Annotated in this window: 20 protein-coding genes; 7 read left to right on the forward strand and 13 right to left on the reverse strand. The window is 61.3% G+C overall.

Annotated elements, in window-relative coordinates; all coding sequences use genetic code 11:
- The first annotated feature begins 87 nt into the window (after nucleotides 1-87).
- Together M0D68_RS03845 and M0D68_RS03850 are read left to right on the forward strand one after the other, a co-directional pair.
- The gene (locus tag M0D68_RS03845; RefSeq protein ID WP_266223825.1) at nucleotides 88-561 is read left to right on the forward strand and encodes a GNAT family N-acetyltransferase; all 474 of its coding nucleotides are present in this window, start codon (nucleotides 88-90) and stop codon (nucleotides 559-561) included.
- Between the two features lie 30 nt (nucleotides 562-591).
- The gene (locus M0D68_RS03850) at nucleotides 592-942 is read left to right on the forward strand and encodes a DOPA 4,5-dioxygenase family protein (protein WP_093634249.1); all 351 of its coding nucleotides are present in this window, start codon (nucleotides 592-594) and stop codon (nucleotides 940-942) included.
- Between the two features lie 40 nt (nucleotides 943-982).
- Here the strand turns inward: M0D68_RS03850 and M0D68_RS03855 are convergent, their stop codons facing one another.
- From M0D68_RS03855 to M0D68_RS03875, 5 genes are all read right to left on the reverse strand, one after another.
- Entirely contained in the window at nucleotides 983-1,294 is a 312-nt protein-coding gene (locus M0D68_RS03855; protein WP_054034272.1) for a high-potential iron-sulfur protein, read from the reverse strand.
- Between the two features lie 48 nt (nucleotides 1,295-1,342).
- Nucleotides 1,343-2,032 (reverse strand): nitroreductase, encoded by a 690-nt coding sequence (locus M0D68_RS03860; protein ID WP_093634251.1) that lies wholly within the window; start codon nucleotides 2,030-2,032, stop codon nucleotides 1,343-1,345.
- Between the two features lie 135 nt (nucleotides 2,033-2,167).
- Nucleotides 2,168-2,890, reverse strand: coding sequence for a PepSY-associated TM helix domain-containing protein (locus M0D68_RS03865; protein WP_266223826.1), 723 nt, complete (start codon nucleotides 2,888-2,890; stop codon nucleotides 2,168-2,170).
- Nucleotides 2,887-3,570, reverse strand: coding sequence for a Fe2+-dependent dioxygenase (locus tag M0D68_RS03870; protein ID WP_093634253.1), 684 nt, complete (start codon nucleotides 3,568-3,570; stop codon nucleotides 2,887-2,889). The genes M0D68_RS03865 and M0D68_RS03870 overlap by 4 nt, the downstream gene beginning before the upstream one ends.
- Before the next feature lie 77 nt (nucleotides 3,571-3,647).
- On the reverse strand, nucleotides 3,648-5,840 hold the full coding sequence (locus tag M0D68_RS03875) for a TonB-dependent siderophore receptor (RefSeq protein ID WP_266223827.1): 2,193 nt from the start codon (nucleotides 5,838-5,840) through the stop codon (nucleotides 3,648-3,650).
- 591 nt (nucleotides 5,841-6,431) lie between these two features.
- On the opposite strand from M0D68_RS03875, the gene M0D68_RS03880 reads away from it, so the two are divergent.
- On the forward strand, nucleotides 6,432-7,427 hold the full coding sequence (locus M0D68_RS03880) for an aldo/keto reductase (RefSeq protein ID WP_256457205.1): 996 nt from the start codon (nucleotides 6,432-6,434) through the stop codon (nucleotides 7,425-7,427).
- 58 nt (nucleotides 7,428-7,485) lie between these two features.
- Here M0D68_RS03880 and M0D68_RS03885 read toward each other — a convergent pair whose 3' ends face one another.
- The 5 genes from M0D68_RS03885 to M0D68_RS03905 all read right to left on the reverse strand — a co-directional run bounded on the left by M0D68_RS03885 (nucleotide 7,486) and on the right by M0D68_RS03905 (nucleotide 15,491).
- Nucleotides 7,486-8,052 carry a YbhB/YbcL family Raf kinase inhibitor-like protein gene (locus tag M0D68_RS03885; RefSeq protein WP_266223828.1) on the reverse strand — a complete coding sequence of 189 codons (567 nt, stop codon included), beginning with the start codon at nucleotides 8,050-8,052 and terminating at the stop codon, nucleotides 7,486-7,488.
- A 141-nt stretch (nucleotides 8,053-8,193) separates the two neighbouring features.
- A complete protein-coding gene (locus M0D68_RS03890) occupies nucleotides 8,194-8,994 on the reverse strand; it encodes an ROK family protein (protein ID WP_093634257.1) in 801 nt (266 codons plus the stop codon).
- Between the two features lie 35 nt (nucleotides 8,995-9,029).
- Entirely contained in the window at nucleotides 9,030-10,631 is a 1,602-nt protein-coding gene (gene zwf, locus M0D68_RS03895; protein ID WP_266223829.1) for a glucose-6-phosphate dehydrogenase, read from the reverse strand.
- An 18-nt stretch (nucleotides 10,632-10,649) separates the two neighbouring features.
- On the reverse strand, nucleotides 10,650-13,457 hold the full coding sequence (locus M0D68_RS03900) for a glucosidase (RefSeq protein WP_211706735.1): 2,808 nt from the start codon (nucleotides 13,455-13,457) through the stop codon (nucleotides 10,650-10,652).
- Nucleotides 13,458-13,508: 51 nt separating this feature from the next.
- Nucleotides 13,509-15,491 (reverse strand): amylo-alpha-1,6-glucosidase, encoded by a 1,983-nt coding sequence (locus M0D68_RS03905; protein WP_266223830.1) that lies wholly within the window; start codon nucleotides 15,489-15,491, stop codon nucleotides 13,509-13,511.
- A gap of 374 nt (nucleotides 15,492-15,865) precedes the next feature.
- Here M0D68_RS03905 and M0D68_RS03910 point away from each other — a divergent pair, with 374 nt between their 5' ends.
- The 4 genes from M0D68_RS03910 (at nucleotide 15,866) to M0D68_RS03925 (ending at nucleotide 19,388) form a co-directional block, all read left to right on the forward strand.
- Nucleotides 15,866-16,015: a hypothetical protein gene (locus M0D68_RS03910; protein ID WP_234486587.1), complete on the forward strand. Its 150-nt coding sequence runs from the start codon at nucleotides 15,866-15,868 to the stop codon at nucleotides 16,013-16,015.
- 63 nt (nucleotides 16,016-16,078) lie between these two features.
- Entirely contained in the window at nucleotides 16,079-18,235 is a 2,157-nt protein-coding gene (locus M0D68_RS03915) for a phosphocholine-specific phospholipase C (protein ID WP_266223831.1), read from the forward strand.
- A 414-nt stretch (nucleotides 18,236-18,649) separates the two neighbouring features.
- Complete coding sequence (locus M0D68_RS03920; protein WP_266223832.1) at nucleotides 18,650-19,045, forward strand: hypothetical protein; 396 nt, start codon at nucleotides 18,650-18,652, stop codon at nucleotides 19,043-19,045.
- 76 nt (nucleotides 19,046-19,121) lie between these two features.
- Nucleotides 19,122-19,388, forward strand: a complete 267-nt coding sequence (locus M0D68_RS03925; RefSeq protein WP_266223833.1) for a cupin domain-containing protein — start codon at nucleotides 19,122-19,124, stop codon at nucleotides 19,386-19,388.
- Between the two features lie 131 nt (nucleotides 19,389-19,519).
- Here M0D68_RS03925 and M0D68_RS03930 read toward each other — a convergent pair whose 3' ends face one another.
- From M0D68_RS03930 to M0D68_RS03940, 3 genes are read right to left on the reverse strand one after another with little or no spacing between them, the layout of a single operon-like run.
- Nucleotides 19,520-21,013 carry a TolC family protein gene (locus M0D68_RS03930; RefSeq protein WP_266223834.1) on the reverse strand — a complete coding sequence of 498 codons (1,494 nt, stop codon included), beginning with the start codon at nucleotides 21,011-21,013 and terminating at the stop codon, nucleotides 19,520-19,522.
- Nucleotides 21,003-22,430: an HlyD family type I secretion periplasmic adaptor subunit gene (locus M0D68_RS03935; protein ID WP_266223835.1), complete on the reverse strand. Its 1,428-nt coding sequence runs from the start codon at nucleotides 22,428-22,430 to the stop codon at nucleotides 21,003-21,005. Before M0D68_RS03935 ends, M0D68_RS03930 begins: the two co-directional genes overlap by 11 nt.
- Nucleotides 22,430-24,580 (reverse strand): type I secretion system permease/ATPase, encoded by a 2,151-nt coding sequence (locus tag M0D68_RS03940; protein ID WP_266223972.1) that lies wholly within the window; start codon nucleotides 24,578-24,580, stop codon nucleotides 22,430-22,432. Before M0D68_RS03940 ends, M0D68_RS03935 begins: the two co-directional genes overlap by 1 nt.
- Nucleotides 24,581-24,638: the final 58 nt, after the last annotated feature.

Here is a 24,638-nt window from a genome sequence, read left to right on the forward strand (position 1 = left end):
ACACAAGCGCGTGGTAAAAAAGCGCCGCTACTGCAACAATCCACGACAATTCTTTCTCACTGCCCGCGCACCGGAAACGTTACCCGCATGTCCGTTCAAGAACCTGCCCTTACGCTGCGCCCAGCGCAGGAAGCCGACGAGCGCTTTCTCTTCGAACTGCGCAAGGCCACTATGGCCGAGCATCTGGAGCGCGCCGGCGAATTCGTCGACGATACCCAGCATCTCGCGCGTCTACGCTATCGCTACGACGCGGCACAGGTGATTTGCGTCGATGGCGCACCGGCTGGTTTGCTGAAAGCGTATCGCACCGAAACCGAGTGGTTCGTCGTGCAAGTGCAGATCGCGCCCGAGCATCAAGGCCGCGGGATCGGCGAGCGCGCGCTGCAAACTGTTCTGCAGGCCGCGCAGGCCGACGCAGTGCCGGTCAGCCTCAAGGTGCTCAAAGGTAATCCCGCCAGGCGCCTGTACGAACGCCTGGGCTTCGAAATCGTCGCCGAAGAGGAAATAGAGTTTCTGATGCGGCGCGCGCCGCACGCGTCTGCGCAAATTCGAGCAGAATGACCGTCTGACAAAGACGGAACGAAACCCGCCATGACCTTTCGCGATACCTCGGCCATCGAGAGCTGGCACGCCCACGTTTACTTCGATTCAGGTAGCCGCGACGCCGCGTGGACCTTTCGCGAGCAAATCGAAGCTCATTGGAACGGCAAACTGCAAATGGGCCGCTTTCACGAACGCCCGGTCGGACCGCACCCGATGTGGTCGTATCAGCTCGCATTCGCGCAGGAGCAGTTCGCCGAGCTCGTCGGCTGGCTCACGCTGAATCACGGCGCACTCGATATCTTTCTGCACCCGAATACCGGCGACGCCTTGCGCGACCACCGCGACGCGGCGCTGTGGATCGGCCGTTCGCATGAGCTCGTACTGAGCGCTTTCAACTAGGCGCCAAGGCATCCGCGGCGGCGCACGGTCGCTAGTCCGGTCACATATTCGAGTACGAGTTGCACCAGCCGCGCGCGGCGACCTGCTTGTCGCCGAACAGCGTGCAGCCACCGTAGGCGTCGGTAGGCTTACCCTGGAATAGCGAGCAGTTGGCGCAGGTTTGTCCAGCGGCGTAGCTGGGGAACTTCGCCTTGTCGACCTTTGCCGCGTCCTCTTTATAGCCGACGGCCTGCGCCTTCGGATCGGCTTCGCTCAGTGCGTTCGCGGTGTCGGCGAACGCGACGCGGGACAGCATGAGCGATGAGCTCACGCCCACACTCAGCATCAGAAAATGGCGGCGTGAGGTTTTCATCATGGTCCGAGGGGAAGATTGGAAAGTGGGGATGCCCGTGGATCGGGTTCAATCGAGAAATCGCGTGAACCGTTCAACCGGTTCGCGATCCGTGCGTAACGTATTGACCAGCGCGTTTTCGTCGGCGAAACCGAGCGACATGCCGCATACCAGTTGCTCTTCGGCCGGCAGGCCGAGATGCTCGGCAATCAGCCGGTGAAACTGCGTAAAGGCCGCCTGCGGACAGGTATCGAGGCCGCGCCCGCGCGCCGCCGTCATGATCGCTTGCAGGAACATGCCGTAATCGAGCCAGCTGCCGAGCTCCATTACCCGCTCGATCGTGAAGAACAGGCCAACCGGCGCGCCGAAGAACCGGAAGTTCTGCGCATGCTGTTCATGCATGCGCGTCTTGTCGCCCTTCTCGATACCTAGCAAGCCGTACAGATCCCAGCCGATCTTGCGGCGGCGATCGATGTAGGGCGACACCCATTGGTGCGGATAGTAGCGATACTCTTCCTGATACAGCGCATCGCGTTGAGGGTCGTCATAGGCGGCGACCAGAGTCTCCGACAGGCGCGCGAGCGACTCGCCCGTCACCACATAGACTTTCCACGGCTGAGTATTGGTGCCCGAGGGAGCGCGGCTGGCCGCTTCGAGAATCGCCTCGATATCGGCGCGCGCAACCGGCGTGGGCAGAAAGGCGCGGATCGACCGCCGCGATATCAAGGCGGCGTCGACCTGGTTGGGGGACGTGGTCATCGGCAGAAATCCGGCAGGGCCAACGGTTTTGGCGGTCTGCGACGATTCTAGCGCGAGCGCCCACTTTTCCGCTGGCGGGCGTGCAGGGTTCCGGGCGGGCGCGTCACTGCTGCGACGCTGCGCCCTCAGAGTCGGCTAAAGAAGCCCCATACACACGGCTGCAACGATCGACCCGATCACCAACACCGCGCCGACGGTTTTGCGTTTGTTCAACTCCGTCCAAAGCAGGACGCCGGTGAGCGACAGCAAAATGATGCTGCCCGCCAGCGTATCGATCAGCAGCACCCAGCCAACGCTCAGGCCGACGCCCTTGTGCAGATTCGTGAGCGTCGCGAGAAACGAGTTTTCACTGCGTTTGACCGTCACATAGCCATTGCCGACCCAATACTCCGCGGCGGTGCTTTCGTGCGGCGACGAAAAGGTGAGCTGCCAGTGCTCGGGCTGCAGCACGCTGCGCTCGCCCCATGCGACCGGATGCGCGGGCTCTTTCTGCGCGCGTCCCGGCGTACCGGCCAGTTTCAGTTCCTGCTTGAGCCACTTGCCGAGTTCGCGCGGCGTTTCCGGCGCCGGTTGCGGCAACGGCACCTGCACGACCGACACCTGCGGCTCGCCGGTCGACACCTTGAGCGGCCCGCCACGATGATTCAACAGGAAACCGGTGGTGCCGAACAGCAAACCCAGCGCAGCGCCCCACAACCCGATCCAGCCATGCACTTTGCGCAGCCATTTAACGAAGGTGGCGCGGCGCGAACGCTGCTGCCGTGCCCTCAGTTCGTCACGGTCGAGCCGCTGCGGTTCGACCGCCTCGGCGTCGATGGCCTCAGCCGGTCGGAATTCAATAGCCTCGGGTACGCTCACGTTTCACTCCAGGTGCGCAACAGGTTGTGATAGCAACCGACGAGGCTGCGGCGCGCGGCATCGTCGGCATGCGTGGCGTTCAGACGTTGAATCGCCGTGTCCATATCGAATAGCAAAGCGCGCTGCGTGTCGCTGCGCACGAGGCTTTGCACCCAGAAGAAGCTGGCGAGGCGCGCACCGCGCGTGACCGGCGTGACCTGATGCAGACTGGTGGCGGGATAGACGATCATGTCGCCCGCTGGCAGCTTGACCTGTTGCACGCCGTAGGTATCTTCGACAACGAGCTCGCCACCGTCGTATTCGCCGGGTTCGGACAGGAACAGCGTCACCGACACATCCGTGCGCAGCTTCACGCCGTTGGGCAGCACCCGCACTGCACCGTCCACATGGCTGCCGAATTCCATACCGCCTTCGTAGCGATTGAAGAGCGGTGGGTAGACCTGATTCGGCAGCGCCGCGCTTATGAAGAGCGGGTTGCGTTCGATCGACGCGAGAATCACGTCGCCGAGTTCACGCGCGATCGGTGAATGCTCGGCGATCTGCTGGTTGCGTTTGACCGGCGCGCCCTGATAACCGGCGGTGGCGCGGCCGTCGACCCATGCGTCGCCGGCGCTATCGAGCCGCTCGCGCACAAAGCGCAACTGCTCGGCGTTCAGTACATTCGGAATGTGCAGCAGCATCTTGAGTTTCCTTGGCCTCGTTACGTCGGCCTGCCGTTTGCGAGAACGGCAAGCCTACCGTATCAATGAGGCACGCTTCAGAACCGGTAGTCGAACGTCGCCAGCAGCGTGCGTCCAATCCCCGGCACCGAACGGCCACCGTCCGACTGGATGAGCGCGTCGTAGTACATCTTGTTGGTCAGGTTCAGCAGATTCAGCCGAACGTCATATTTCTTCGCGTGATAGGCGGCAGTCGCATCCCAGCGCGTGTAGCCCGGCACCTGCACGTAGTTCGTGTTCGACGCGTAGCGCGGCGACATGTAAGTCGGGCCGCCGCCGATTTCCCAGTGCGGGGTGATCGCGTAGGTGGTCCAGAACGTCAGCGTATTGCGCGGCGTGTTGGCCGGTGTGTGCCCTTGGGTGCCGTCGAGCGCCTTCAGGACGATGGCGTCCATGTAGGTGTAGCCACCGAACACTTGCCACTTGTCGGTAATGTGGCCCGTCACGCCAGCCTGGAAACCGTCGACGCGAATGTCGCCGTCGAGTTCGTATTCGGTCGGCGAGACTTGCGTACGGGCGTTAGTCATTTCCTCGCGGAAGAACGCGGAGTTCACCGAAATATTGCCGCCCAGCAGATCCCACTTGCCGCCGATTTCATACGACCTGGTCGACTCCGGCGCAAGGTTCTGCGTCAGGTTGGTGACCGTCAACGCTTCGAGCGACGGATCGAACGACGTGCCGTACGACACGTAGTACGACTGCCAGTCGGTCGGCTGATAAATCACGCCGGCGCGAACGCTGGTGAAGAAGTTCGTTTGCGTCGCGTAGCCCGGCAGGCTGACCGTGTTGTGGATCTGCGCCTGGAAGCGATCCCAACGCAAACCGCCAATCACCTTCCAGTGCTGGCCGAGCGACACCGTGTCGTTCACGTACGCGCCAATTTCGTTCGAGCCGGAGTCGGCGCGGTTGCCGACCGTAGTGGTCACACCGGCAGGCGATGACAGATACGCCGGGTTCACCATCGAAACAACCGGCAAGTTGTTGCGCGTGTAAGCCTGATTCGAATAGCTGTCGTGACCCAGGTCGACCCCGGCAATCAACTCGTGCTTGATCGGCCCGGTGTCGAATTTGTACTGAAGCGAAGTGTCGTTGTACAGCGAGTGGTTTTCGATTACACGGTCATGGCTTTGCAACTTGATGAACAGTTGCGAAGGCGACAGCGTCGTGAAATTGCCATTGGTCAGCGCCGTACTGGTGGCGAGCGGCCCCGTCAGCACCGCTTGCGGCGCGGTTTCGCGCGCATCGGTCATCGAGTGCGAGAACTGCGTCTGGTTGGTCAGCGTAAGCTGGTCCGAGAACTTGTGTTTAATCACGGCGGTGAACGTCTGCACGTCCTGAATCGTGCGATCGGTGGTCAAGCCATAAAACGTGTTCTTCGGTACCGGCGACGGGCGGCCGTTCAACGCCTGCACGCCGTAGTCAGGCATGTCGTAGTTGTGCTGGATCAGCGCGGAGATCGTCACTTCAGTCGGCGTGCCGATGCCGAAGCGCACTTCCGGCGCAATACCGTAGTCCTTGTTCTTCATCTCGTCGCGCGTCGAACCGAGGCTTTGGCCGAATGCGTTCAGGCGAATCGCGGAGGTGTCCGTCAGCTTATGGTTCACGTCGACGGTGCTGCGATAGCGGTCGTCGGTGCCGATCATGCCCGTGACTTCCGCCGAGTCTTTCAGGTTCGCCTTCTTGCTGACCTGGTTGATCACGCCACCCGTCGAGCCACGGCCGAACAACATCGACGACGGACCGTACAGCACTTCGAGTTCTTCGAGGTCGAAAGTGTCGCGATAGTACTGGTTGCGATCGCGGAAGCCGTCCAGATAGATGTCGTTCTGCGCGGTGAAGCCGCGCAAGTTGATGTTATTGCCGATCTGGCCGCCTTCGGCCCCGCCGATCGTCACGCCCGGCGCATTGCGCAGCGCGTCCTGGAACGACGTGGCGCCCTGGGAGGCGAGCACCGCCTTGTTGATCACCGTCACCGTCTGCGGAATGTCACGCAATGCGGTGGGCGTCTTGGCGCCGACCGTCGAGCGTTCTGCCTGGAAGTCCTGTTGTTCAGCTTGCGCCGCGACGCCGATGGTCGGCAAGGTCGCGTTGTCGGCCGCTGCGGGCGACGGCGCGTTTTGCGCCGACGGCTGCGACGCAGCTTGCGGTGCGGTCTGCGCGACGACGGGCGTCGCAAATGGAACGGCAAAAGCTAGCGCTAACGCAGTCGCAAGCGGCGTGTGATTGAACATGGGAAATCCCGTCGGAAGTGCGCTTGCCCGATCCGCATGCTCGACATGGAATCAATGACAAAACCGCAATTGGCTGGCTGCCGGTCTCCTGCTTGAAGCAGGAACGACGGGATGGCTGGCTAGTTGTTAAATGAGAATCGATATCATTCCATACGCATAAAGACGCATCAATCGCGGCGAACCTTACCTGCTGTAATGGAATTGTTTCTAATTTTTACCAACGTAGGGAATACGTAATTTTCGAAGTTTCGCGGCCAGCTAAAAATTACTTCTTTGTAATGTTAAGCAGCCCGACTGATGGCAGCTCCGAATATTTGTTAGATGAATATTCGGACACGTGTATATCCTCGATAAATACATCAACTTCTCTCAACACTCATCAGACCTGATGTCAATAACCCGGGTGATATCGCTCGGCGATGAAAGCACATGTCACTTAAGCAAATCAGTCGAGCCGGCCAGAAAGCTTTCTAAAAGCTAACGCTTCGCCGCGCTTGCGTGTGCCGCCGGCCGAACGAGAAATCGCCACACCGTTTATCCTTTTTACAACACCGCATACCGCAACTGTCCCGTCCATCTTCGGAGTTGACCATGCAATACCGCAAATTCGGCCGCACCGGCCTGACCGTTTCGCGCCTGTGTCTAGGCACGATGACCTTTGGCCTGCAGACTGAAGAAGACGTTTCGCGGCGGATTCTCGACACGGCGGCGGACGCCGGCGTGAACTTCATCGATACCGCCGACGTTTATCCGCTCGGCGCCGGCGAAAGTAATGCTGGACGCACGGAGGAGATCGTCGGACGGTGGTTGAAGGGCAAACGCGACCGCTTCATTCTGGCGACGAAGGCGGTCGGCAAGATGGGACCGTCAGCGTGGGATCAAGGCGCGTCGCGCAAACATCTGCTGGATGCGATCGATGCATCGCTGCGGCGGCTCGGCACGGACTACGTAGACCTGTACCAGCTCCATTCCGACGACGCGAACACCCCGCTCGATGAGACGCTCGAAGCACTGGACGCGATCGTGCGATCCGGCAAGGCGCGGTATATCGGCGTGTCGAATTTCCTGGCGTATCGGCTGGCGCGGGCGCTGGGTCGCGCCGATGTGCTGCGCGTGGCGCGGTTTGTATCGGTGCAGCCCCGCTATAACCTGTTGTTCCGGCAGATCGAGCGAGAATTGTTGCCCTTGGCGGATGAAGAGCAACTAGCCGTGATTCCCTATAACCCGCTGGCAGGTGGTTTGCTGACTGGTAAGCATCGGGTGGATGCTGCGCCCACATCCGGGCGATTCACCGAAACCGTCGGGAAAGCGGGAGCCGTCTATCAGGAGCGGTACTGGCATCAGCGCGAGTTCGAAACGATCGAGAAACTGAAGGCGATCGCCGCGCCAACGGGCGAATCTTTGACTCGGATTTCTCTTGCGTGGGTGCTGGCGAATCCGCTCATTACGTCCGCGATTATTGGCGCCAGTAGCGCCGAGCAGTTGAGCGACACGCTATCGACTTCGGAGCTTGTGCTCGATGCACAGGTTAAGACACAGCTTGATGAGGTGAGTCACGAATATCGATGGGGTGATGCGGCTAGGTAGTGGGATGCCTTTGACGGCGGCGCCGGTTGCCGGCCCGCCGCCATCGAAGGCACAGAATTTACCGTCCGTATCGAAGCACCGTACTCGCCGCAGCGAGCACATGGTCCTTCATCGCCGCCAGCAACGCGTCGCGCGTCAATCCTGCCGGCAATGCGTCCGGCGCTAAATCAAGCGCATAAACCTGCGCAACGTAGTGATGCGGGATGTCCCCAACCGGCGGGCAGGGTCCGTAATAGCCAGGGCCCCCCGTCCGGTTCGTGCCGGCCACGCTACCGGCCGGCGTCACGCCTGCTCCAAGCCCGGTCGCCGACGGCGCAACGCCATACATCACCCAGTGGACAATGCCCAGGCCCTTCGCGCCGTCCGGATCGAAGATAGTAATGGCGTAGCTCTTCGTGCCGGCAGGCGTGTTCCGCCATTGCAAGGCCGGCGACACATTCCCGCCACCGCAATTATTCGCGCTCGCCGCATGGCTCGAATCCAGCGTGCCGCCGTCGGTCAAACCGGGCGAAGACAGAGCAAATGCATCGGCCGCGCGGGCACTCACTGCAGCAAAAGTCAGCGCGGCGCACATGCTGACAAATAACAGGCGTCGTGCAACGCCAGCGGTATGGCTTCGAATCATCGTCGGCTTCCCCGGGTATAAGTTAGCTAAGCTGAAAAAGGTCGAACCGCAACAAACGCGTGTCACGGCCACCGGTGACAAACGTATCGATCGGTCGCTTTATTCCGTCGACGCGCTACGAATTCATCCGTAAATCGCGCCTCACTTGAACCGGCCCGTCCGCTCATTCGCCTCCGGCAACTGCCGCGTCTCACGCAGTGACTTCGGATGCCACAAGCGCGCGCCGCCTTCGATCCCAGCATCGTTCGAAACGGTCGCGACGTTCGCGGGCAACTTGAACGTCAGCCGCGCCGCGTTGCCACCGCCGATCCACAGCTTGTCGTAGTTCACCAGCGAATTGAGAATGCCGATTATCTTCTCGACCCGGCGATTCCAGCGCTTGTTTCCCGCCTTCTCGCGCGCCGCGTCGCCGATGTATTCGTCGTACGCCACCCCCTTCTTGCTGACCGGATGATGCGCGAGCTCGAGGTGAGGCATCAACTCGCCGTCGCGGAACAGCGCCGTACCCGCGCCCGTGCCAAGCGTCAGTACGAGCTCGATCCCATGACCTTCGATCGCGGCAAAGCCCTGCATCTCCGCGTCGTTGATCATGCGCACCGGCAGACCGCCGAGGCGCTGCGCCAGCGAATCCGCGAGCGGAATATCATGCCAGCCTTCGACGCCGAAATGCGGTGCCGTCAGAATACGGTTGTTGCGCACCACGCCCGGAAAGCCAATCGACATCAGCGTGGGCGGCTCTTTTTCGACTAGCGGCTCGACCAGCTTCACCAGCGCATCCACCAGTTGATCCGGCGTGCACGGATGCGGCGTCGGCACACGCAGACGGTCGGTTTTCATCTTACCGTCCGCATCGATGATCGCGGCTTTCAAGCCCGTGCCACCGACATCGATCGCCAGAATCCGCTCGGTACTGCTTTTTACTTTCGTCTTACGTGTGGCCACGGTGTCCCCCGATTGTGTTGGTGCGCCTCATGGAATTACTTCTTTTCGACTGCATCCTGCTTCAAAGGCCGCCATGCGTGGCCGTCGCGTGCGAGCAGTGCGTCTGCTTCGGCAGGCCCCTCGCTGCCGGCTGCGTAACCATGCACCGGAATCGCGCCGCCGGTTTTCGGGTGCAGCACGTCGTCCACCGCGCACCAGCTCGTTTCGATGCTGTCGGCGCGCTGGAACAGCGTCTCGTCACCCAGCATGCAGTCGTACAGCAAGGTCTCGTAGCCGACGTTGGCCCGTTCGGCGAAGAAGTCCGCGTAGTCGAACGACGACTGCACCGCGCCGATCTGCATCACCGGCCCTGGCGTCTTCACATTGAAATCGAAACTCGTGCCGTGCGCGGGATCGATGCGCAAGGTCAGCACATTCGGCGTGAGCGCGTCGACCGGCGTATCGCGGAACAGACGGAACGGGACCGGCGTCAGTTGCACCGAGATCTCCGTACGGCGCGCGGCGAGCCGCTTACCGGTGCGCAGATAGAACGGCACACCCGCCCAGCGCCAGTTCTCCACATACACGCGGGCGGCGGCGTAGGTTTCGGTCGTGCTGTCCGGTGCGACGTCCGGTTCCTCGCGATAGCCGATGCCCGCCGGACCCTTTTCGTATTGGCCAAAGACGACGTCGGCGGCGGTCAGCGGCTGGATCGCGTCGGAGATTTCGGCCTTCTTGTCGCGCACGGCTTCGGCGTCGAACGAATTGGGCGGTTCCATTGCGACCATGCCGAGCAGTTGGAACAGGTGGTTCGGCAGCATGTCGCGGAACGCGCCGGTTTGCTCGTAAAACTTGCCGCGTCCCTCCACGCCGATCGTTTCGGCCGCGGTGATCTGCACGCTGTCGATATATTCGCGCCGCCAGATCGGTTCGAACAGCGCATTCGCAAAGCGCACTGCGAGAATGCTCTGCACGGTGTCCTTGCCGAGAAAGTGATCGATGCGATACACCTGCGACTCGTCCGCGTACGACAGAATGTGCGCGTTCAGATCGCGCGCCGAGGCGAGGTCGGTGCCGAATGGCTTCTCGATCACGATGCGGCGGAAGCCGCCCGCATCACCCTCACCTTCTTTCAGCAAACCCGCTTTGCCGAGATGCTCGACGATCGGCTTGAAGAAACGCGCAGTGACCGCCAGGTAGAAAATCACGTTGCCACCCGGCGATTGATCGAGCTTTTGCTTGAGCTTCGCGAACGTGTCGTCGGTTTCGAATTCACCGGCCATGTATTCGAGCCGTTGCGCGACCCAGTCCCACGCTTTGTCGTCGAGCTTCCCGGCGTGGAACGTGCTGGCTTTGTCGGCGGCGAACTGTTGCAGCGATCTATGCAAATCTTCGCGCCATACGCTCGTCTCGCGTTCGCCGTGATTCACGCCGATGATCTTCATGCCGTCATCGAGCAGGCCGTCCACTGCGAGGTTGTACAGCGCGGGCATCAGCAAGCGTTTGGTCAGGTCACCGCCCGCGCCGAAGATCACCAGCGTGCAAGGCGGCGCAGGCCGTTTGCCGGCCGGCGACGATGGCGCGTCATGCGGACCCGCGCTGACTTTGCAACTAGGTTCACGAGCGGCGGAAGTTGGGGTGTTCGGAGTAGTCGACATGGGATTCGCTTATGGAAGCTACTTGGTTACCGCCGTTACCAGCGCGGGCGCAGGTTCGGGCGCGGACTCAGTTGGGCAGGCGGGAGCCGGCGCCGAAGTCGACGTCGGTATCGGCGCGCGGTCCGGCTCGCCCGCCAGCGGCACATTACCGGATGCGCCCATCGCCCTCGGTTGCAGCAGCAGCGCCACCAGGCCGCTCCAGCCGGTTTGATGCGAAGCACCCACACCGCGTCCGTTGTCGCCGTGGAAATACTCATGGAACAGCACGAGATCGCGCGACCGCGGGTCAGCCTGCAATAGCGGATATGCACCCATCACCGGACGTTCGCCGTTCTTGTCCTTCAGGAACAGAGTGGTCGCGCGGCGCGCCAGTTCGTCGCCGATTTCGCTGAGCGAAAACTTCTGCCCTGAGCCGGTTGGATATTCGACGCGGAAGCCATCGCCGTAGTAGCGATGAAATTCGTAGAGCGATTCAATCAGCAAATAGTTCACCGGCATCCACACCGGTCCGCGCCAGTTCGAATTGCCGCCGAACACGCGGGTGTCGGATTCGGCCGGCAGATACTTGACCGTCACGCTGGTGCCGTTGTGATTGAACTCGAACGGATGGTCGCGATGGAATCGCGACAGTGCCCGCACGCCGTGATCGGAGAGGAATTCGCTTTCGTCGAGCGCCCGGCGCAGCAACGCTTTCATCCGATGCCCGCGCAGCAGCGAGAGCAGTAACGCATTGCCCTTGCCAGGCTCGTTCCAGCGCGAAACCAGCTTCGCCAGATCGGGGCGATGCTCGAGGAACCAGACGAGCCGCTCGCGCAGACCCGGCAAGTGACCATGCAAACGTTCTTCGAGCACGTGTACCGCGAAAAGCGGAATCAGGCCGACGATCGAGCGCAGGCGCATCGGAATATTGCTACCGTCGGGCAGGCGCAATTTGTCGTAGAAGAATTCGTCTTCGCTGTCCCATAGACCGGTATCGCAACCGTCGTCGCAACTCACGGCCTCGGCGATATACAGGAAGTGCTCGAAAAACTTCACGCCGATGTCGACGAACACGTGGTTCGCATACGCGAGTTCAAGCGCGATCCGCATCAGGTCGAGCGCGTATGCCGCCATCCAAGCAGTGCCGTCGGACTGATCGATGTGACCGCCCGTCGGCAGCGGCGACGAGCGGTCGAAGATACCGACGTTGTCCAACCCGAGAAAGCCGCCCTGGAAAACGTTACGGCCATCCGCGTCCTTGCGGTTCACCCACCACGTGAAGTTCAGCAAAAGCTTGTGAAACACGAGTTCCAGAAAATCCCGATCCGCCTTGCCGGTCAGCGCGCGGTCGATTTCATAGACGCGCCACGCGGCCCACGCATGCACGGGCGGATTCGCGTCGCCGAGCGCCCACTCGTAGGCCGGCAGTTGACCATTCGGATGCTGATAACGGTCTTTCACCAGCAGCAACAATTGACGCTTGGCAAACGCGGGATCGATCAGCGCGAACGCGGCCGCATGAAACGCCAGATCCCATGACGCGTACCACGGGTACTCCCACTTGTCGGGCATCGACACGATGTCCGCGTTGCACAGATGCCGCCAGTCCACGTTGCGGCCGCGTTTGCGCGACGCAGGCGGCGTGGGTTGCAGCGGATCGCCTTCGAGCCAGCGCTGCACGTCGTACTGGTAGTACTGCTTGGACCACAGCATGCCGGCGAGCGCCTGGCGCTGCACGAGGCGCGCGTCGGGATCGGTGATCTCGTGTTGCAGCGCGCCATAGAATTCATCGGCCTCGGCGATGCGGTGAGCGAACACTGCATCCGCATCGAGTTGCGCGTCGTCCGGCGCCGACTGCGGACGCCAGCGCATATACACCACGGCGCGGCCATGCGGCCCGAGTTCAATCGACGCGTGCGCGCCCGCCTTGGTGCCGGCGTCGCGGCGGACCGCCTGTTCGTCGCTGTGGACGAGGTAGTCGTTGAAGCCGTCCTTGAACGGCCCGGCGCCCTCCATGTTGAACAGACGCTTGACGTTGGTGTCGTTTTCGCAGAACAGCCACGCCATCTGCGGCGCGTCTTTCGACCACGCTGTCACGACGATCGGCTCATGGCCATGCTGCTTGCCGATCAAATGGACTTCACCGTTGTGGTCCTTGCCCGCGACCAGCGACGGCTTGTCCTTGTTCTCCTTCCACGACCACGAATTGCGCGCCCAGATCTGCGGCAGCACGTCGAGCGAAGCTGCCTCGTCCGCGCGGTTCTCGATCGTCACACGCATCAGGATGTCATCGGGCGCGTGCTTCGCGTATTCGACCTGCACGTCAAAGTAACGGCAATCGTCGAACACACCGGTGTCGAGGATTTCGTATTCCGGCATGTCGCCATCACGCCGCGCGTTTTCCTGCACGAGATCGTCGTACGGAAAGGCGGCGTGCGGGTACTTGTAGAGCATCCGCATGTACGAATGCGTCGGCGTGCCGTCGACGTAGAAGTACAGCTCCTTCACGTCCTCGCCGTGATTGCCCTGCGCGTTGGTGAGGCCAAACAGACGTTCCTTCAGGATCGGGTCTTTGCGGTTCCACAGCGCGAGCGACACGCACCAGCTGAGTTTGTCGTCGCCGAAACCGGCGATGCCGTCTTCGCCCCAACGGTAAGCGCGGCTGCGTGCGTGGTCGTGAGGGAAAGAGTCCCAGGCGGTGCCGTCCGCGCTGTAATCCTCGCGGACCGTGCCCCACTGACGCTCGCTGAGATACGGCCCCCAGCGTTGCCAATGGGCACAGTCGGCGGAGTGCAGGCGGGAACCTTCGATCGTGTCGAGCAGATTGGCAGCGCGCAGCGGTGGCATGACTACGTCCTTGCGTCGGGCCTGGCGGTGGGACTCACATCGTAGCGCGGTTTAAGGGGCGATGGACTCCAATCGGGCAAGCAGGTTTTCGAGGCGCAGCAACTCGCCGAGCGACCACGCCTGAAACGGCGTACCGGCGGGCGTGTGCGGCGCATCGCCGTCGGCGATTTCGGAGAGATGGTCGAGGCCGGCGTGATCGAGATGCGCGTACAGCGGATCGAGAAAGCGCGCTTTGGCTTGGGCACGGGCATCCGGCTCTGCGCCGTGGACCCGCAGCCACGCTTCAACGAATGGGCCTAGCAGCCATGGCCAGACCGTCCCTTGATGGTAGGCACCATCCCGCTCCAGCGGCGTGCCGCCGTAGTGCCCGCGGTAGGCAGGATCGGACGGGGCGAGCGTTCTCAGGCCAAGCGGCGTGAGCAGGTGCGCTTCGACCTGATCGACCACCGCGCGCGCCGCCGCGCCTTCCAGTAACGGAAACGGCAGGCCGCCTACGGCGAAGATCTGATTTGGGCGGATTGAGCGGTCAACGGCGCCTTTCACGAAATCCACGTCGACGTTATCGACGAGCGCTTGCGTCGACGGATCGGTAAAACGTTCATGAAACGCTTGCAGCGCTCGGTCCGCAGCTTGCTGCCATTGCCGATTCCACGTTGCTGCAATGCGCAATGCGTTGATCCAGAGCGCCTGCACTTCCACGGGTTTGCCGATGCGTGGCGTGACCACCCAGTCGCCGACCTTTGCGTCCATCCACGTGAGTTGCACGCCGGGTACGCCGGCGCTCAGCAGGCCGTCGTCGGTGGAGGCTTTGATGTTGAAGCGCGTGCCGTTCGTGTAGCCCGTGAGGATGGTCTCGACCGCCTGCTGCAACCGTGTTCGGGTGTCGGCTTTTGGGTGGTTCGTTGCCAGATAGTCGTGAACGGCGATGACGAACCATAACGATGCATCGACGGAGTTGTATTCCGGGGTGTCGCCGTAGTCGGGAAAGCGATTCGGCAGCATGCCTTCGGACAAGGTGCCCGACCATTCGAGCAGGATCGCTTCGGCTTCGTCGAGGCGCTCCGTTGCGATCAGCAAGCCGCGCATGGCGATGAACGTGTCGCGGCCCCAATCGGTGAACCAGGGAAAGCCGGCGAGGATCGTGCGGCCTTCGTTACGGGCTACGAGGTAGGCATCGGCGGAACGGTGCAGGCGTGAGCCGAGTGCGCCGCGGCGCTGCTGTTCGATGTGTGCGAGTTCCGTTGCATGGGAGGCGGCTGGTTTGGTATTTGCCGGCACCGCCGCCGAGGACGCGATCGACGCGCTGAGGATCATCACCGCTTCGCCGTCGGCGAGATTGAAGCTGAACACGCCTGGCGTGGCAAGGTCTTCGCTGAAGTCGAGGCCACGCTCGCGCTCGCGAACGTAGCAGAAGTTCCGATACCAATCAGGTGCGTGCGTGTAGACGCCATTGGTCGCCGCACTGATGACCGGCAGGTCGCCATAAGGTTGCCAATTCACGCACGCCTGATCGCTGCTCGTCTGCGCGTTGAAATTGAACGCGGCGTTTTCGTGGTGCAGTGCATGGTAATCGCGCCCGGAGAGCAAGGGCCTGACTTTCAGGTTGAACGCGCCTGCGCCAGAAGCCGCTACTGCGCCTTCCAGCCGCCAACGCAAAACCGTTTCGCGCGTCGCCTTGCTCACGAACACTTCCGCTATCAGCGTTACGTGCGGATCGAGTTGCAATCGCCATGTCGGCCACGGGTCAATGTCGAACGCGAGAAGACTCGCCGTCAGGTCGGGATAGATCACGTCCGGCATATACCGCTGCATGCTCAACGGATAACGCTGGCCGTTCGCTTCGAGCCACGCTTCCACCCCGTTCACGAGTACCACGCGCCCGCCCGGCGCGCGCGTGGCCGTGAGCAGCAAGGCCTGATAGCGGCGCGTGCGCAGCGTGCCGACGGTTCCCGAAGCGAACCCGCCGAAGCCGTCAGCCTCGAGCCATTCGTCTTCGAGACGCGTGATGTCGAAAGGTCTTTCGATGCGTGTCATGGACCTGCCAAAGTATGCGAAGCGCAAATCGTTCGGTGTGCCAGGGCTTCAGCCGTGTGGCGCTAACGTGACCATTCTCCTGCTTACTGCTTTCCAAATGCTTTCTATTAGCCGACATTGCGACGTAAGTCTATCCACTCGCAAACGTTTCACAATTATTTCTCGAAAGGAATGGAGACTGCATCCGCCGCCATAAATTGGATGCAGATATGAGAACAGACACTCGCCTCGCCAGCGCCGTTTTCGTTGCACTCGCAACTTTCGCGTTGAGCGGTTGTGGCGCCGATGACTCCGGCTCGAGTTCAACATCTTCATCGCCAACCGCCGGGAACAACGCTGTCGCGCAAAGCGCCACGACGGCCCCAGCAGCGGCAATGCTCAACGCATCAGCGCCACTCGCAGCCGACCCTGCCGCTGCATCCGATCCGATCACACAAAACATGCAGGCGAGCCTCGCTGCCGACAGCCAGCAAGTCACGCCCGTGATGCATTACGCACCGGGCGACAACGCCAACAGCAACTGATCCGACTCCACCGGCGCGCTCGAGGCGCGCTATTCTTTCCCCACCCGCAGAAGGTGATATTCGATGACATCAAATAGCCGTCGCCGTTTCCTGCAGACCGTGGCTTCATCCGCCGGCGCTGCCGCCGCGCTGACCGCGCTGCCCGAGTCCATTCGCAATGCGCTCGCCGTGCCCGCGTTTTCGCGCACCGGCACGATCCGCGATGTCGAGCACATCGTCGTGTTCATGCAGGAGAACCGTTCGTTCGACCACTACTTCGGCCATATGCGCGGCGTACGTGGTTACAACGACCGCTTCCCGATTCCGCTGCCGGGTGGCAAGCAACCCGTGTGGTACCAGCCGTCGAAGGAAAACGCCGCGCAACCGGTGCTGCCGTTCCATCTGAACACGGCGACGACCAGTGCGCAATGTATCGGCGACCTCGACCACTCGTGGTACCCGACGCACTACGCGATGAACAACGGAGCGTACAACCAGTGGCCCCAGTACAAGACGGACATGACGATGGGCTACTACCTGCGTAGCGACATCCCGTTCCACTATGCACTGGCCGATGCGTTCACCGTGTGCGATGCCTATTTCTGCTCGCTGCTGGGACCGACGCACCCGAACCGGTCGTACCTGATGACCGGCATGGTCGATCCGACCGGCACCATGGGCGGCCCGCTGCTCGACAACAACGATTTCGTCGACAACGACGGTCCGCCGGCTTATCAGCTGCTCTCGTGGACCACGTATCCGGAACGCCTGCAAGCCGCGGGGATTACGTGGCAGGTGTATCAGCAGGGTCTGACCGGCGCCGATCCGTTGAACGGCAACTACGGCACAAACGTGCTGCAGAACTTCGCGAATTTCATCAACGCGCAGCCGGGCAGCGCCTTGTACGAGCGCGCGCAGACGGTGCGCACGATTGCGGACCTGAAGAACGACGTGCTCGCGGGCAATCTGCCGCAGGTGTCGTGGTTGTGCCCGCCGGCTGCGTACTCCGAGCACCCGAGCTATACGCCCGCATACGGCGCGGAATACACGTCGCAGATTCTCGATGCGCTGACGTCGAATCCCGAAGTGTGGAGCAAGACCGTGCTGTTCATCATGTACGACGAGAACGACGGCTTCTTCGATCACCTCGTGCCGCCGCAACCGGCGACGACGCCGGCCCAGGGACAGTCGACCGTCAGCACCGACGGTGAGATTCACAACGTGGTGAATCCCGGCCGTGGCGGCAGCTACACCGCGGACGGTTTGCCGTATGGCCTCGGCCCGCGCGTACCGATGACGATCGTATCGCCGTGGAGCAAGGGCGGTTTTGTGTGCTCGCAGGTGTTCGATCACACCTCGGTGATTCGCTTCATCGAAACGCGCTTTGGCGTCTATGAGCCGAACATCACCGCATGGCGCCGTGCCGTGTGCGGCGACCTGACCACCGCGTTCGACTTCCGCACGCCGGACTCCTCCGTACCTGCGCTCCCGGACACGAGCAACTACCAGCAGATCGCCAACGAGTGCACGTCGCAGCCGAAACCCACGGTGCCCACCACGCCAGTGGCATTCGACCCGCAGGAAAGCGGCATCCGTTTCGCCCGTGCCTTGCCGTACGAGTTGCACGTGAACGGTCACGCGGACGTGAAGAAGAACACGTTTGACATCGCGTTTGCCAATAGCGGCAATCAAGGCGCGCATTTCTACGTGTACTCGACGAATCGCACGGATGGTCCGTGGCGCTACACCGTCGAAGCCGGCAAGTCGCTCAACGAGAGCTTCGATCTGACGACGACAAACGGCGTGTACGCGTTCGAAGTGTTTGGGCCGAATGGTTTCGTGCGCAAGTTTGCGGGTAATACGCAGACGGCGACGGCGCAGACTGTGCAAGCCGCCTTCGGCGGACATGGCAACAACAAACCCGCCCAGCCGGAAATCAAGGTGCAATACGACGTTGCGAACGGCAATGTGTTTATCAAGTTCAGCAACAAGGGCGGCGGTATTGCCCGCCTGACAGTGACGGACAACGCGTATGGTGCGCGCACGCGTCCGGTGCTGGTACCGGCAGGGGCGCACATCGAAGAGGCCTGGGTGCTGGCGTCGAGCCATCATTGGTACGACTTGACGGTGACGAGCAATGACGACGCCAGCTTCTCGGTTCGTCTGGCTGGGCACGTTGAGAATGGCCGGCCGAGTATTAGTGACCCGGCGGCTGTGGCGCCGGTGTTGGTGGTGAATTAAAGCAAGGCGATGATGGACGGGCTTCGGTTGGGTGGCTGCTTTGTTGGGTTGCCTGATCGAAGCTCAGTTGCTCCGGGCTATTACGGCGAAAGAAAATTAGAACGGTCTTAGGCCGATTAGCCAAAGCTAGATAGTTAGCTTAGCAAAGTGAATTTTAAGAGAAGAGCGCATTTATAATCTGGCGGTCGTCAAAACAATGATGACCGGGTGTGAGAGCCCGACTGTTCCGATCGCATAGCCTGTTGTGCAGGTCCATGCGTTTGCCTTAGCGCGTCTTCAACGGGCGGGTGATGGCGAGGGGGCCGCAAGGCTCGCCGGCTTGTCGGGACACCGGTCTCTCAACCTCGCTACGTGCCCGCCCACCCGTTTGCAGCGAGTGTCGGGCGATTTCGAGAATCAACCGGAAATCGCGCCATGAGCAAACCCGCTGAAGCTCCATTTATGAACCCTCGTCTTTCGGTGAAGCCCGCTGAATATAAGCGACTTGCCGGCGAGGTACTGGAAGCAACCCGCACGTATGTGGAACGGCTTTCATCGCTGGCTATGCTGGCGAGGACGCTGCGCAAAGGTATCGCTATGAACCATTGCGACCGTCGCGACCAGATGTTGCTTGCGGAGTTGTTGGAGCGTACGGCACAGCAGTACGAAACCGAGGCGAACATCGAGCGGGGGAAGATCTCGGTCGTGATGGCCGATGCGGAAGAAGCGGAAGCGAATGCTGCGCGCCGCAGGAAAGGGTTGGGTGAATCAGTGGCGCCGCGCACGAGAACGCGCAGGAAGGTCGGCTCAGGTGTAACGGCGCCGGCATAACACAGGGCTGCGCGCTGCACGAATTAGCGGATAGCGTTACAGTAAATCTTCGCAACTGCTAGCCGCTGAGGGCGCCATGGACCGCGAAGCATTCATTGAAAGCCTGACGAAAGAAGGATTCCCCGAGGCCGTCGTTGTGACGCGGGAGGCGAACATCACGATGGACGTACACGAGCATCCCTTCGAGGCGAAGGCGTTGATTCTGGACGGCGAGTTGCACATACGCGTGGGCGACACGGAGCAGGCATATAAAGTCGGCGACGTCTTCCACTTACCGGCGAACAAACCGCATGCAGAGCGTTACGGTCCGAATGGTGTGACGTATCTGGTGGGAAGGAAGTAGGAGGCGCGCGTGTAGGCGGAGTGCCTCGATCTGCATGCTCCTACGCAAGCAAAGGGGCCTCCGATGCGGTTACGATAGCCCCCCAGTTCAGTGCGGCTGCAAACCGCGCGCTCCCCGTGGCACGCACCTGACTATTGCTGTGGAACCTGTTCCGTACGCAGATCTCCGGCATCCAGGCGTCCCATCTTCGCGGCTAACTGAAGCCGCGCCGCGCGCCAGTCTGTTAGCGCCTGGATGCGTTGCTGCTTTGCCTCCGAAAGCGACTTCTGTGCGTTCAGCAGTTCCAGAATGTTTCCCACACCCGCCGTGTACCGATGGTTTGCGACGTCAAATGACCGCTGCGCAATCCGCTTCAACGTAGCCGTGTTCCCCACATTCTGTATGTTCGTCTGCAGTACCTGATAGCTTTTCCAGACATCGAGCCCGACCTGCTGGCGAGCTTCATCGAGCGTGTTCTCCTGGACCTCCACTTGAGCATGTGCTCCACGCACCTTGTACGTCCGGCTCAACCCTTCGAACAACGGGATCTGCACCTGTACGCCAACATACCAGTCGTGCCCTGTCGCGGCCAATTGAGGCTGGCCCAGCCCCAGATTGGCGGGCTGGTTGTTCTGGCTGTACTTCGCGATCAGACTGAAGTTGGGCAACCCTTCGGCACGTGTCTGCTGCTCGCTCGCCATTGCCGCGTCAAGCTTCGCCCTGGCGGCAGCGATAACCGGGTGGGCGCTTTGCGCTTGCTCGATCATCCCGGCGACCGACGCTGTGAAATCCTGGTCTGGCACCACGCCATCTTCAGCGTCCGGCATCTTGATTGGTTGATCCGGGCTGAGGCTCATGTCAAAGGCGAGCGTGCCGAGAGCGGCCTGCAAGTCGCCTTCGGCCTTCGCCCGGTTGAACGTCGCCTGCGCGTATGAAGTCTGAGCCTGCAACTGGTCGGAAATCGCCGCGACGCCGCGGGTCACGCGTGTCGACGCCGCGACAAAGCTGTCACGCGCGATACTTTCCGTTTCCTTCGTCAGGGCCAGCTTGCCGGTTGCCGCCTGCGCTGCGTAGTAGTCTGTTGCCACAGTGGAAAAGGCGGTCTGCAGAGCGGCATCCTGGTTGGCCCGCGCAGCCGCGAGCAAAGCCTGTGCATTGGCAAGCGCAGCCTTCCTGCCACCAAAGTCGTACAGCACCCAGTTCGCCGAGACCGAGCCGGAAAAAACCGTCGAGCGGTTCGCTGAGTTCAGGCGCGGATAACCTTTCACGTCCGTCACGGAGTCTTCGCGCACGTCCTGCAGGTTGCCCGTCAAGTTCGGCAGATAGGCTGACTTTGCCACGCCAACCGCCGCGGCCTGCACCTTTACATTCGCCCAGGCTTCCCGCGTTTTCGGGTTTCCGCACAAGGCGCGATTCACCGCCTCCGCCAGAAGAAGCGGCGCCTCCAGCGGCCCGAACTGACAGGGATGCGCGGCGTCAATATCTGAAAACGCGTTCGCAGGTGTTCGGGAGACTAAGGCGTCGGTGCCGAACACATCGACTGCTCCCGCGATACCCGGAGTGGCGCCCAATACCGATAGCCACAGCGCCGTCCTCAGCGTGCGAGCGTAACCGGGCCCCTTGCCATTGACCCGTTCAACGTTCACGCAGGCTCTCCCCGGTTGTCTGCATCAGCGGATCAAGGAAATATCCGGCAACACTGCGCCGCCCGGTCCTGATTTCCGCCGTCACCTCCATGCCCGGAGTGAGATTGATTGATTTGTTATTGATCTGCATCTGATTGGTCGGCAGCCGAATGCGCGCCGTAAACGTCAGGCCCAGCTTCCGGTTCCTGTCCTGCATTGCGTCGTTCGATACTGACGTGATCTTGCCGATCAGGTAACCGTACCGGGTATACGGGAACGCTTCGATCTTGACGATGGCGTCCTGCCCGACATTGACGAAGCCCACGTCCTTGTTCTCAATGCTTGCTTCGACTTCCACCGCGTCGTCCGGCACGATCTCCATGATCGATTGTGCCGTTGTGACAACTCCGCCGAGCGTATGTACGGCCAGTTGCTCGACCGTTCCCGAAACCGGTGCGTAAAGTGTCATCAGTTCCTGTCGCGTCACGGCCTTGGTTTCGTCAGCGCGGTTCTGTGCAAACTGCTGTTTTGCCTTCTCGAGTGCATCAAGCTGTTCCCGAGAGAATTGCGAGGTTGTCACCTGGATCGCCGCCTGCTGTTCCACCACGGAAGCGGCAAGTTCGCGAGCGTGACTCTGCTGCGCAGCGAGTTCATGCTCCTGTTCAAGCGCGGTCTGCTCCTTGCCGAGATAGTCATGCTGCGCGACGTATTGGTCGCGTGCCAACGCACGGTAATCCTCGGCTGCGCTACGCGCCAGTGGCGCAGTTGCACGCAGTTTGGCCACTTGCTGTCGGGTCGTCGAGAGTTCGGCTTCCCGCTTAAGAAGCTCGGCTTGCGACGCGGCGAGCTTGTCCGCGTATTCTCGGTAAAGCCCTTCGGTGAAATTCTGCGCCTGGACCTGTTGCTCGGACGATGCGCCATCCACGGCAACCAGTGGCGGGACGTGCCCGGTTTTGACCGCATCCAGCAGTGCGGCCGCCCTGGCGGACGCGAGTGCTGCATCGATCCGCGATGAACGGGCCTTGTCCGCGTCAGCCGCTGCCTGTGTCGCGTCCAGGACCAGCAATGCCTGTCCCGCATTGACGCGCTGACCGTCACGAACCAGAATCTGCCGCACCACGCCGGTTATCGCCGGCTGGATGATCTTGACGCGCTCGTTGGGAACAAACTTGCCCTTTGCCGTGACGACGATATCAAGCCGACCAAGGATGCCGATCAGCAGGATCAGCACTGACAGGATCACCAGAATGCGAATTGCCCATCGAGGCGCTGGATGAACAGGTGTTTCAACCAGTTCGAGCTGGGCCGGCTGGAAAGCCAGTTCGTAACTGAGCTTTTCGGGAGCATCAAGCTGGTCGCGGATCGACCACCCGGCCCGCCATATACCCGCGTACCGACCCATCAGATCAGCGAATGCCTGCAGATGGAAACGCATCATCAACTGTTCTGCAGAGAAATAAGGTGGGCGTAATAGCCGCCATGCGCGAGCAGCGCGTCGTGTGTCCCACGTTCCACAATCCGCCCCTTGTCCATCGCGATGATCTGCGTCGCATGACGCACGGCGCTCAGGCGGTGGGCGATGATGATCACGGTTCGTCCCGCGCAGATGGCTCGCATGTTGTTCTGGATAACGCGCTCGGTTTCGAAGTCGAGCGCGCTCGTCGCCTCGTCGAAGATCAGGATGCGTGGATTGGTGAGCAGCGCCCGTGCAATCGCCAGTCGCTGGCGCTGGCCGCCTGACAGATTGCCGCCGTGCTCTTCGACAGGCGTGTCGTAGGCCTGCGGCAGTTCGCAGATGAAATCATGCGCGCCGGCCAGTTTTGCGGCCCGCATCACAAGTTCAAGTGGCGCGCCTGGATCGGTTAGCGCAATGTTCTCGCGGACCGTACGGTTAAAGAGCGCGTTCTCCTGCAGTACCACGCCCACCTGTCGGCGCAACCACGCAGGATCGGCGAGAGCAAGGTCGATGCCGTCGATGCGTACAGTGCCCTGCTCAGGCAAGTAAAGTCTCTGCAGCAGCTTCGTGAGTGTGCTCTTGCCAGAGCCTGAACGGCCAACAATGCCAATCACTTCGCCCGCGCGCACGTCCAGGGATATGTCATTGAGAATCGGTGGGCCGTCCGCCCGGTACCGGAAACAGATATTCTCAAACCGGATGTCGCCATGCACCGCAGGCAGTGCCTGCCGGCTATGCGGCAATTCGTTTCGCGTGTTGAGAATGTCACCCAGTCGTCCCATTGAGATGCCAATCTGCTGGAAATCCTGCCATAGCTGGGCAAGACGCAGGATCGGCGAGGCGACGTGCTGCGACATCATGTTGAACGCAATCAGTTGCCCGACAGTCAGCCGACCGTCAATGACCAGCTTCGCGCCCAGCAGCAGCGTCGCGAGCGTGACCAGCTTGCCGACAAACTGGATAAGCTGCTGGCCCACATTTCCAAGCGTCGTCACGCGGAAGCCCGATGCGACGTAGGCCGCGAGTTGCGTTTCCCATCTTTTGATGAACTGCGGCTCGACGGCCATTGCCTTGACCGTTTCGATGCTGGAAACGGTTTCGACCAGAAACGACTGGTTGTCCGCGCCGCGTGCGAATTTCTCGTTCAGACGCCGACGCAAAGCGGGCACAAGCGTGGCTGAAATGACGGCGTAGAGCGGCAACGACGCGACGACGATGAGCGTGAGCCACACGCTGTAGAGGCACATCACTCCGATGAAAACGAACGAGAACACAAGATCGATAACGGCAGTCAGCGCCTGACCTGTCAGGAAGTTTCGGATGTTCTCCAGTTCTCGTACGCGAGCTACGGTATCGCCCACGCGCCGGGCCGCAAAATAGGGTAACGGCAGTGCCACCAGATGGCGGAACAGACGCGCGCCCAGTTCCACGTCGATCCGGTTGGTGGTGTGCGAGAAAGTGAAGTTGCGCAGACCCGTGAGAAGCACCTCGAAGGTGGAGCTGACGAAAAGCGCAATGCCAACAACGATAAGGGTGTTGTAGGCGCGGTTCACGAGCACCTTGTCCATCACTACCTGAAACATCAGTGGCGAGACGAGCCCGAAGATCTGCAGGACCAGCGACACGCCGAGTACTTCCAGCAATAGTCGCCGGTATTTGATGATCGCCGGAATGAACCACGAAAAATCGAACCGCGCGAGTTCACCGGCCAGCGAGGCTCTCGATGTGAATAGCAGCATCCGGCCAGTAGTACGGACCGCCAGCGTGTCGAGTGGCATCACAGTAGGAGCGAGAGCCTCCGCTTCAAGAACAAAGACCGTCTTGCCGTCGCAGCGCGCAATGATGAAATGCTTGCCGTCCTTGTCAAAAGCAAGTGCGGGCAAAGGCGTGCGATCAAGCCGGTCGATTCGCAGCGGCGCTGGCGACGCCTTCAAACCAATCGAGCGAGCGCCCAGAACGAGCGCGTCACTGTCGAAGCGCTCATTGCTGCGCGCCGCGGCATGACGTAACTGCGCGGCGTCTGCGGCAACGCCATGAAATCGCGCGATGACGACAAGGCATGCTAGTGCCGGATCGTGAACGGGCTTGTCGTGGGGAGCAGTATCAGAAGCTGGGTCGGACGCGGAAGGCACCGACTGGTTGAATTCAGGAGCGTTCAAGGGTTATTGACTTTTTCGGTACGGCACTTGC

The sequence above is a fragment of the Paraburkholderia sp. SEWSISQ10-3 4 genome (genome assembly GCF_030464785.1).
Classification (GTDB): domain Bacteria; phylum Pseudomonadota; class Gammaproteobacteria; order Burkholderiales; family Burkholderiaceae; genus Paraburkholderia; species Paraburkholderia aspalathi.

Coding starts and splice junctions, on each gene's coding strand:
- M0D68_RS03920 (WP_266223832.1), top strand. CDS start 18,650: ATGAGCAAACCCGCTGAAGCTCCATTTATGAACCCTCGTCTTTCGGTG.
- zwf (WP_266223829.1), bottom strand. CDS start 10,631: ATGTCGACTACTCCGAACACCCCAACTTCCGCCGCTCGTGAACCTAGT.
- M0D68_RS03910 (WP_234486587.1), top strand. CDS start 15,866: ATGCTCAACGCATCAGCGCCACTCGCAGCCGACCCTGCCGCTGCATCC.
- M0D68_RS03870 (WP_093634253.1), bottom strand. CDS start 3,570: ATGCTGCTGCACATTCCGAATGTACTGAACGCCGAGCAGTTGCGCTTT.
- M0D68_RS03900 (WP_211706735.1), bottom strand. CDS start 13,457: ATGCCACCGCTGCGCGCTGCCAATCTGCTCGACACGATCGAAGGTTCC.
- M0D68_RS03935 (WP_266223835.1), bottom strand. CDS start 22,430: ATGATGCGTTTCCATCTGCAGGCATTCGCTGATCTGATGGGTCGGTAC.
- M0D68_RS03850 (WP_093634249.1), top strand. CDS start 592: ATGACCTTTCGCGATACCTCGGCCATCGAGAGCTGGCACGCCCACGTT.
- M0D68_RS03845 (WP_266223825.1), top strand. CDS start 88: ATGTCCGTTCAAGAACCTGCCCTTACGCTGCGCCCAGCGCAGGAAGCC.
- M0D68_RS03880 (WP_256457205.1), top strand. CDS start 6,432: ATGCAATACCGCAAATTCGGCCGCACCGGCCTGACCGTTTCGCGCCTG.
- M0D68_RS03905 (WP_266223830.1), bottom strand. CDS start 15,491: ATGACACGCATCGAAAGACCTTTCGACATCACGCGTCTCGAAGACGAA.
- M0D68_RS03875 (WP_266223827.1), bottom strand. CDS start 5,840: ATGTTCAATCACACGCCGCTTGCGACTGCGTTAGCGCTAGCTTTTGCC.
- M0D68_RS03925 (WP_266223833.1), top strand. CDS start 19,122: ATGGACCGCGAAGCATTCATTGAAAGCCTGACGAAAGAAGGATTCCCC.
- M0D68_RS03855 (WP_054034272.1), bottom strand. CDS start 1,294: ATGAAAACCTCACGCCGCCATTTTCTGATGCTGAGTGTGGGCGTGAGC.
- M0D68_RS03860 (WP_093634251.1), bottom strand. CDS start 2,032: ATGACCACGTCCCCCAACCAGGTCGACGCCGCCTTGATATCGCGGCGG.
- M0D68_RS03885 (WP_266223828.1), bottom strand. CDS start 8,052: ATGATTCGAAGCCATACCGCTGGCGTTGCACGACGCCTGTTATTTGTC.
- M0D68_RS03915 (WP_266223831.1), top strand. CDS start 16,079: ATGACATCAAATAGCCGTCGCCGTTTCCTGCAGACCGTGGCTTCATCC.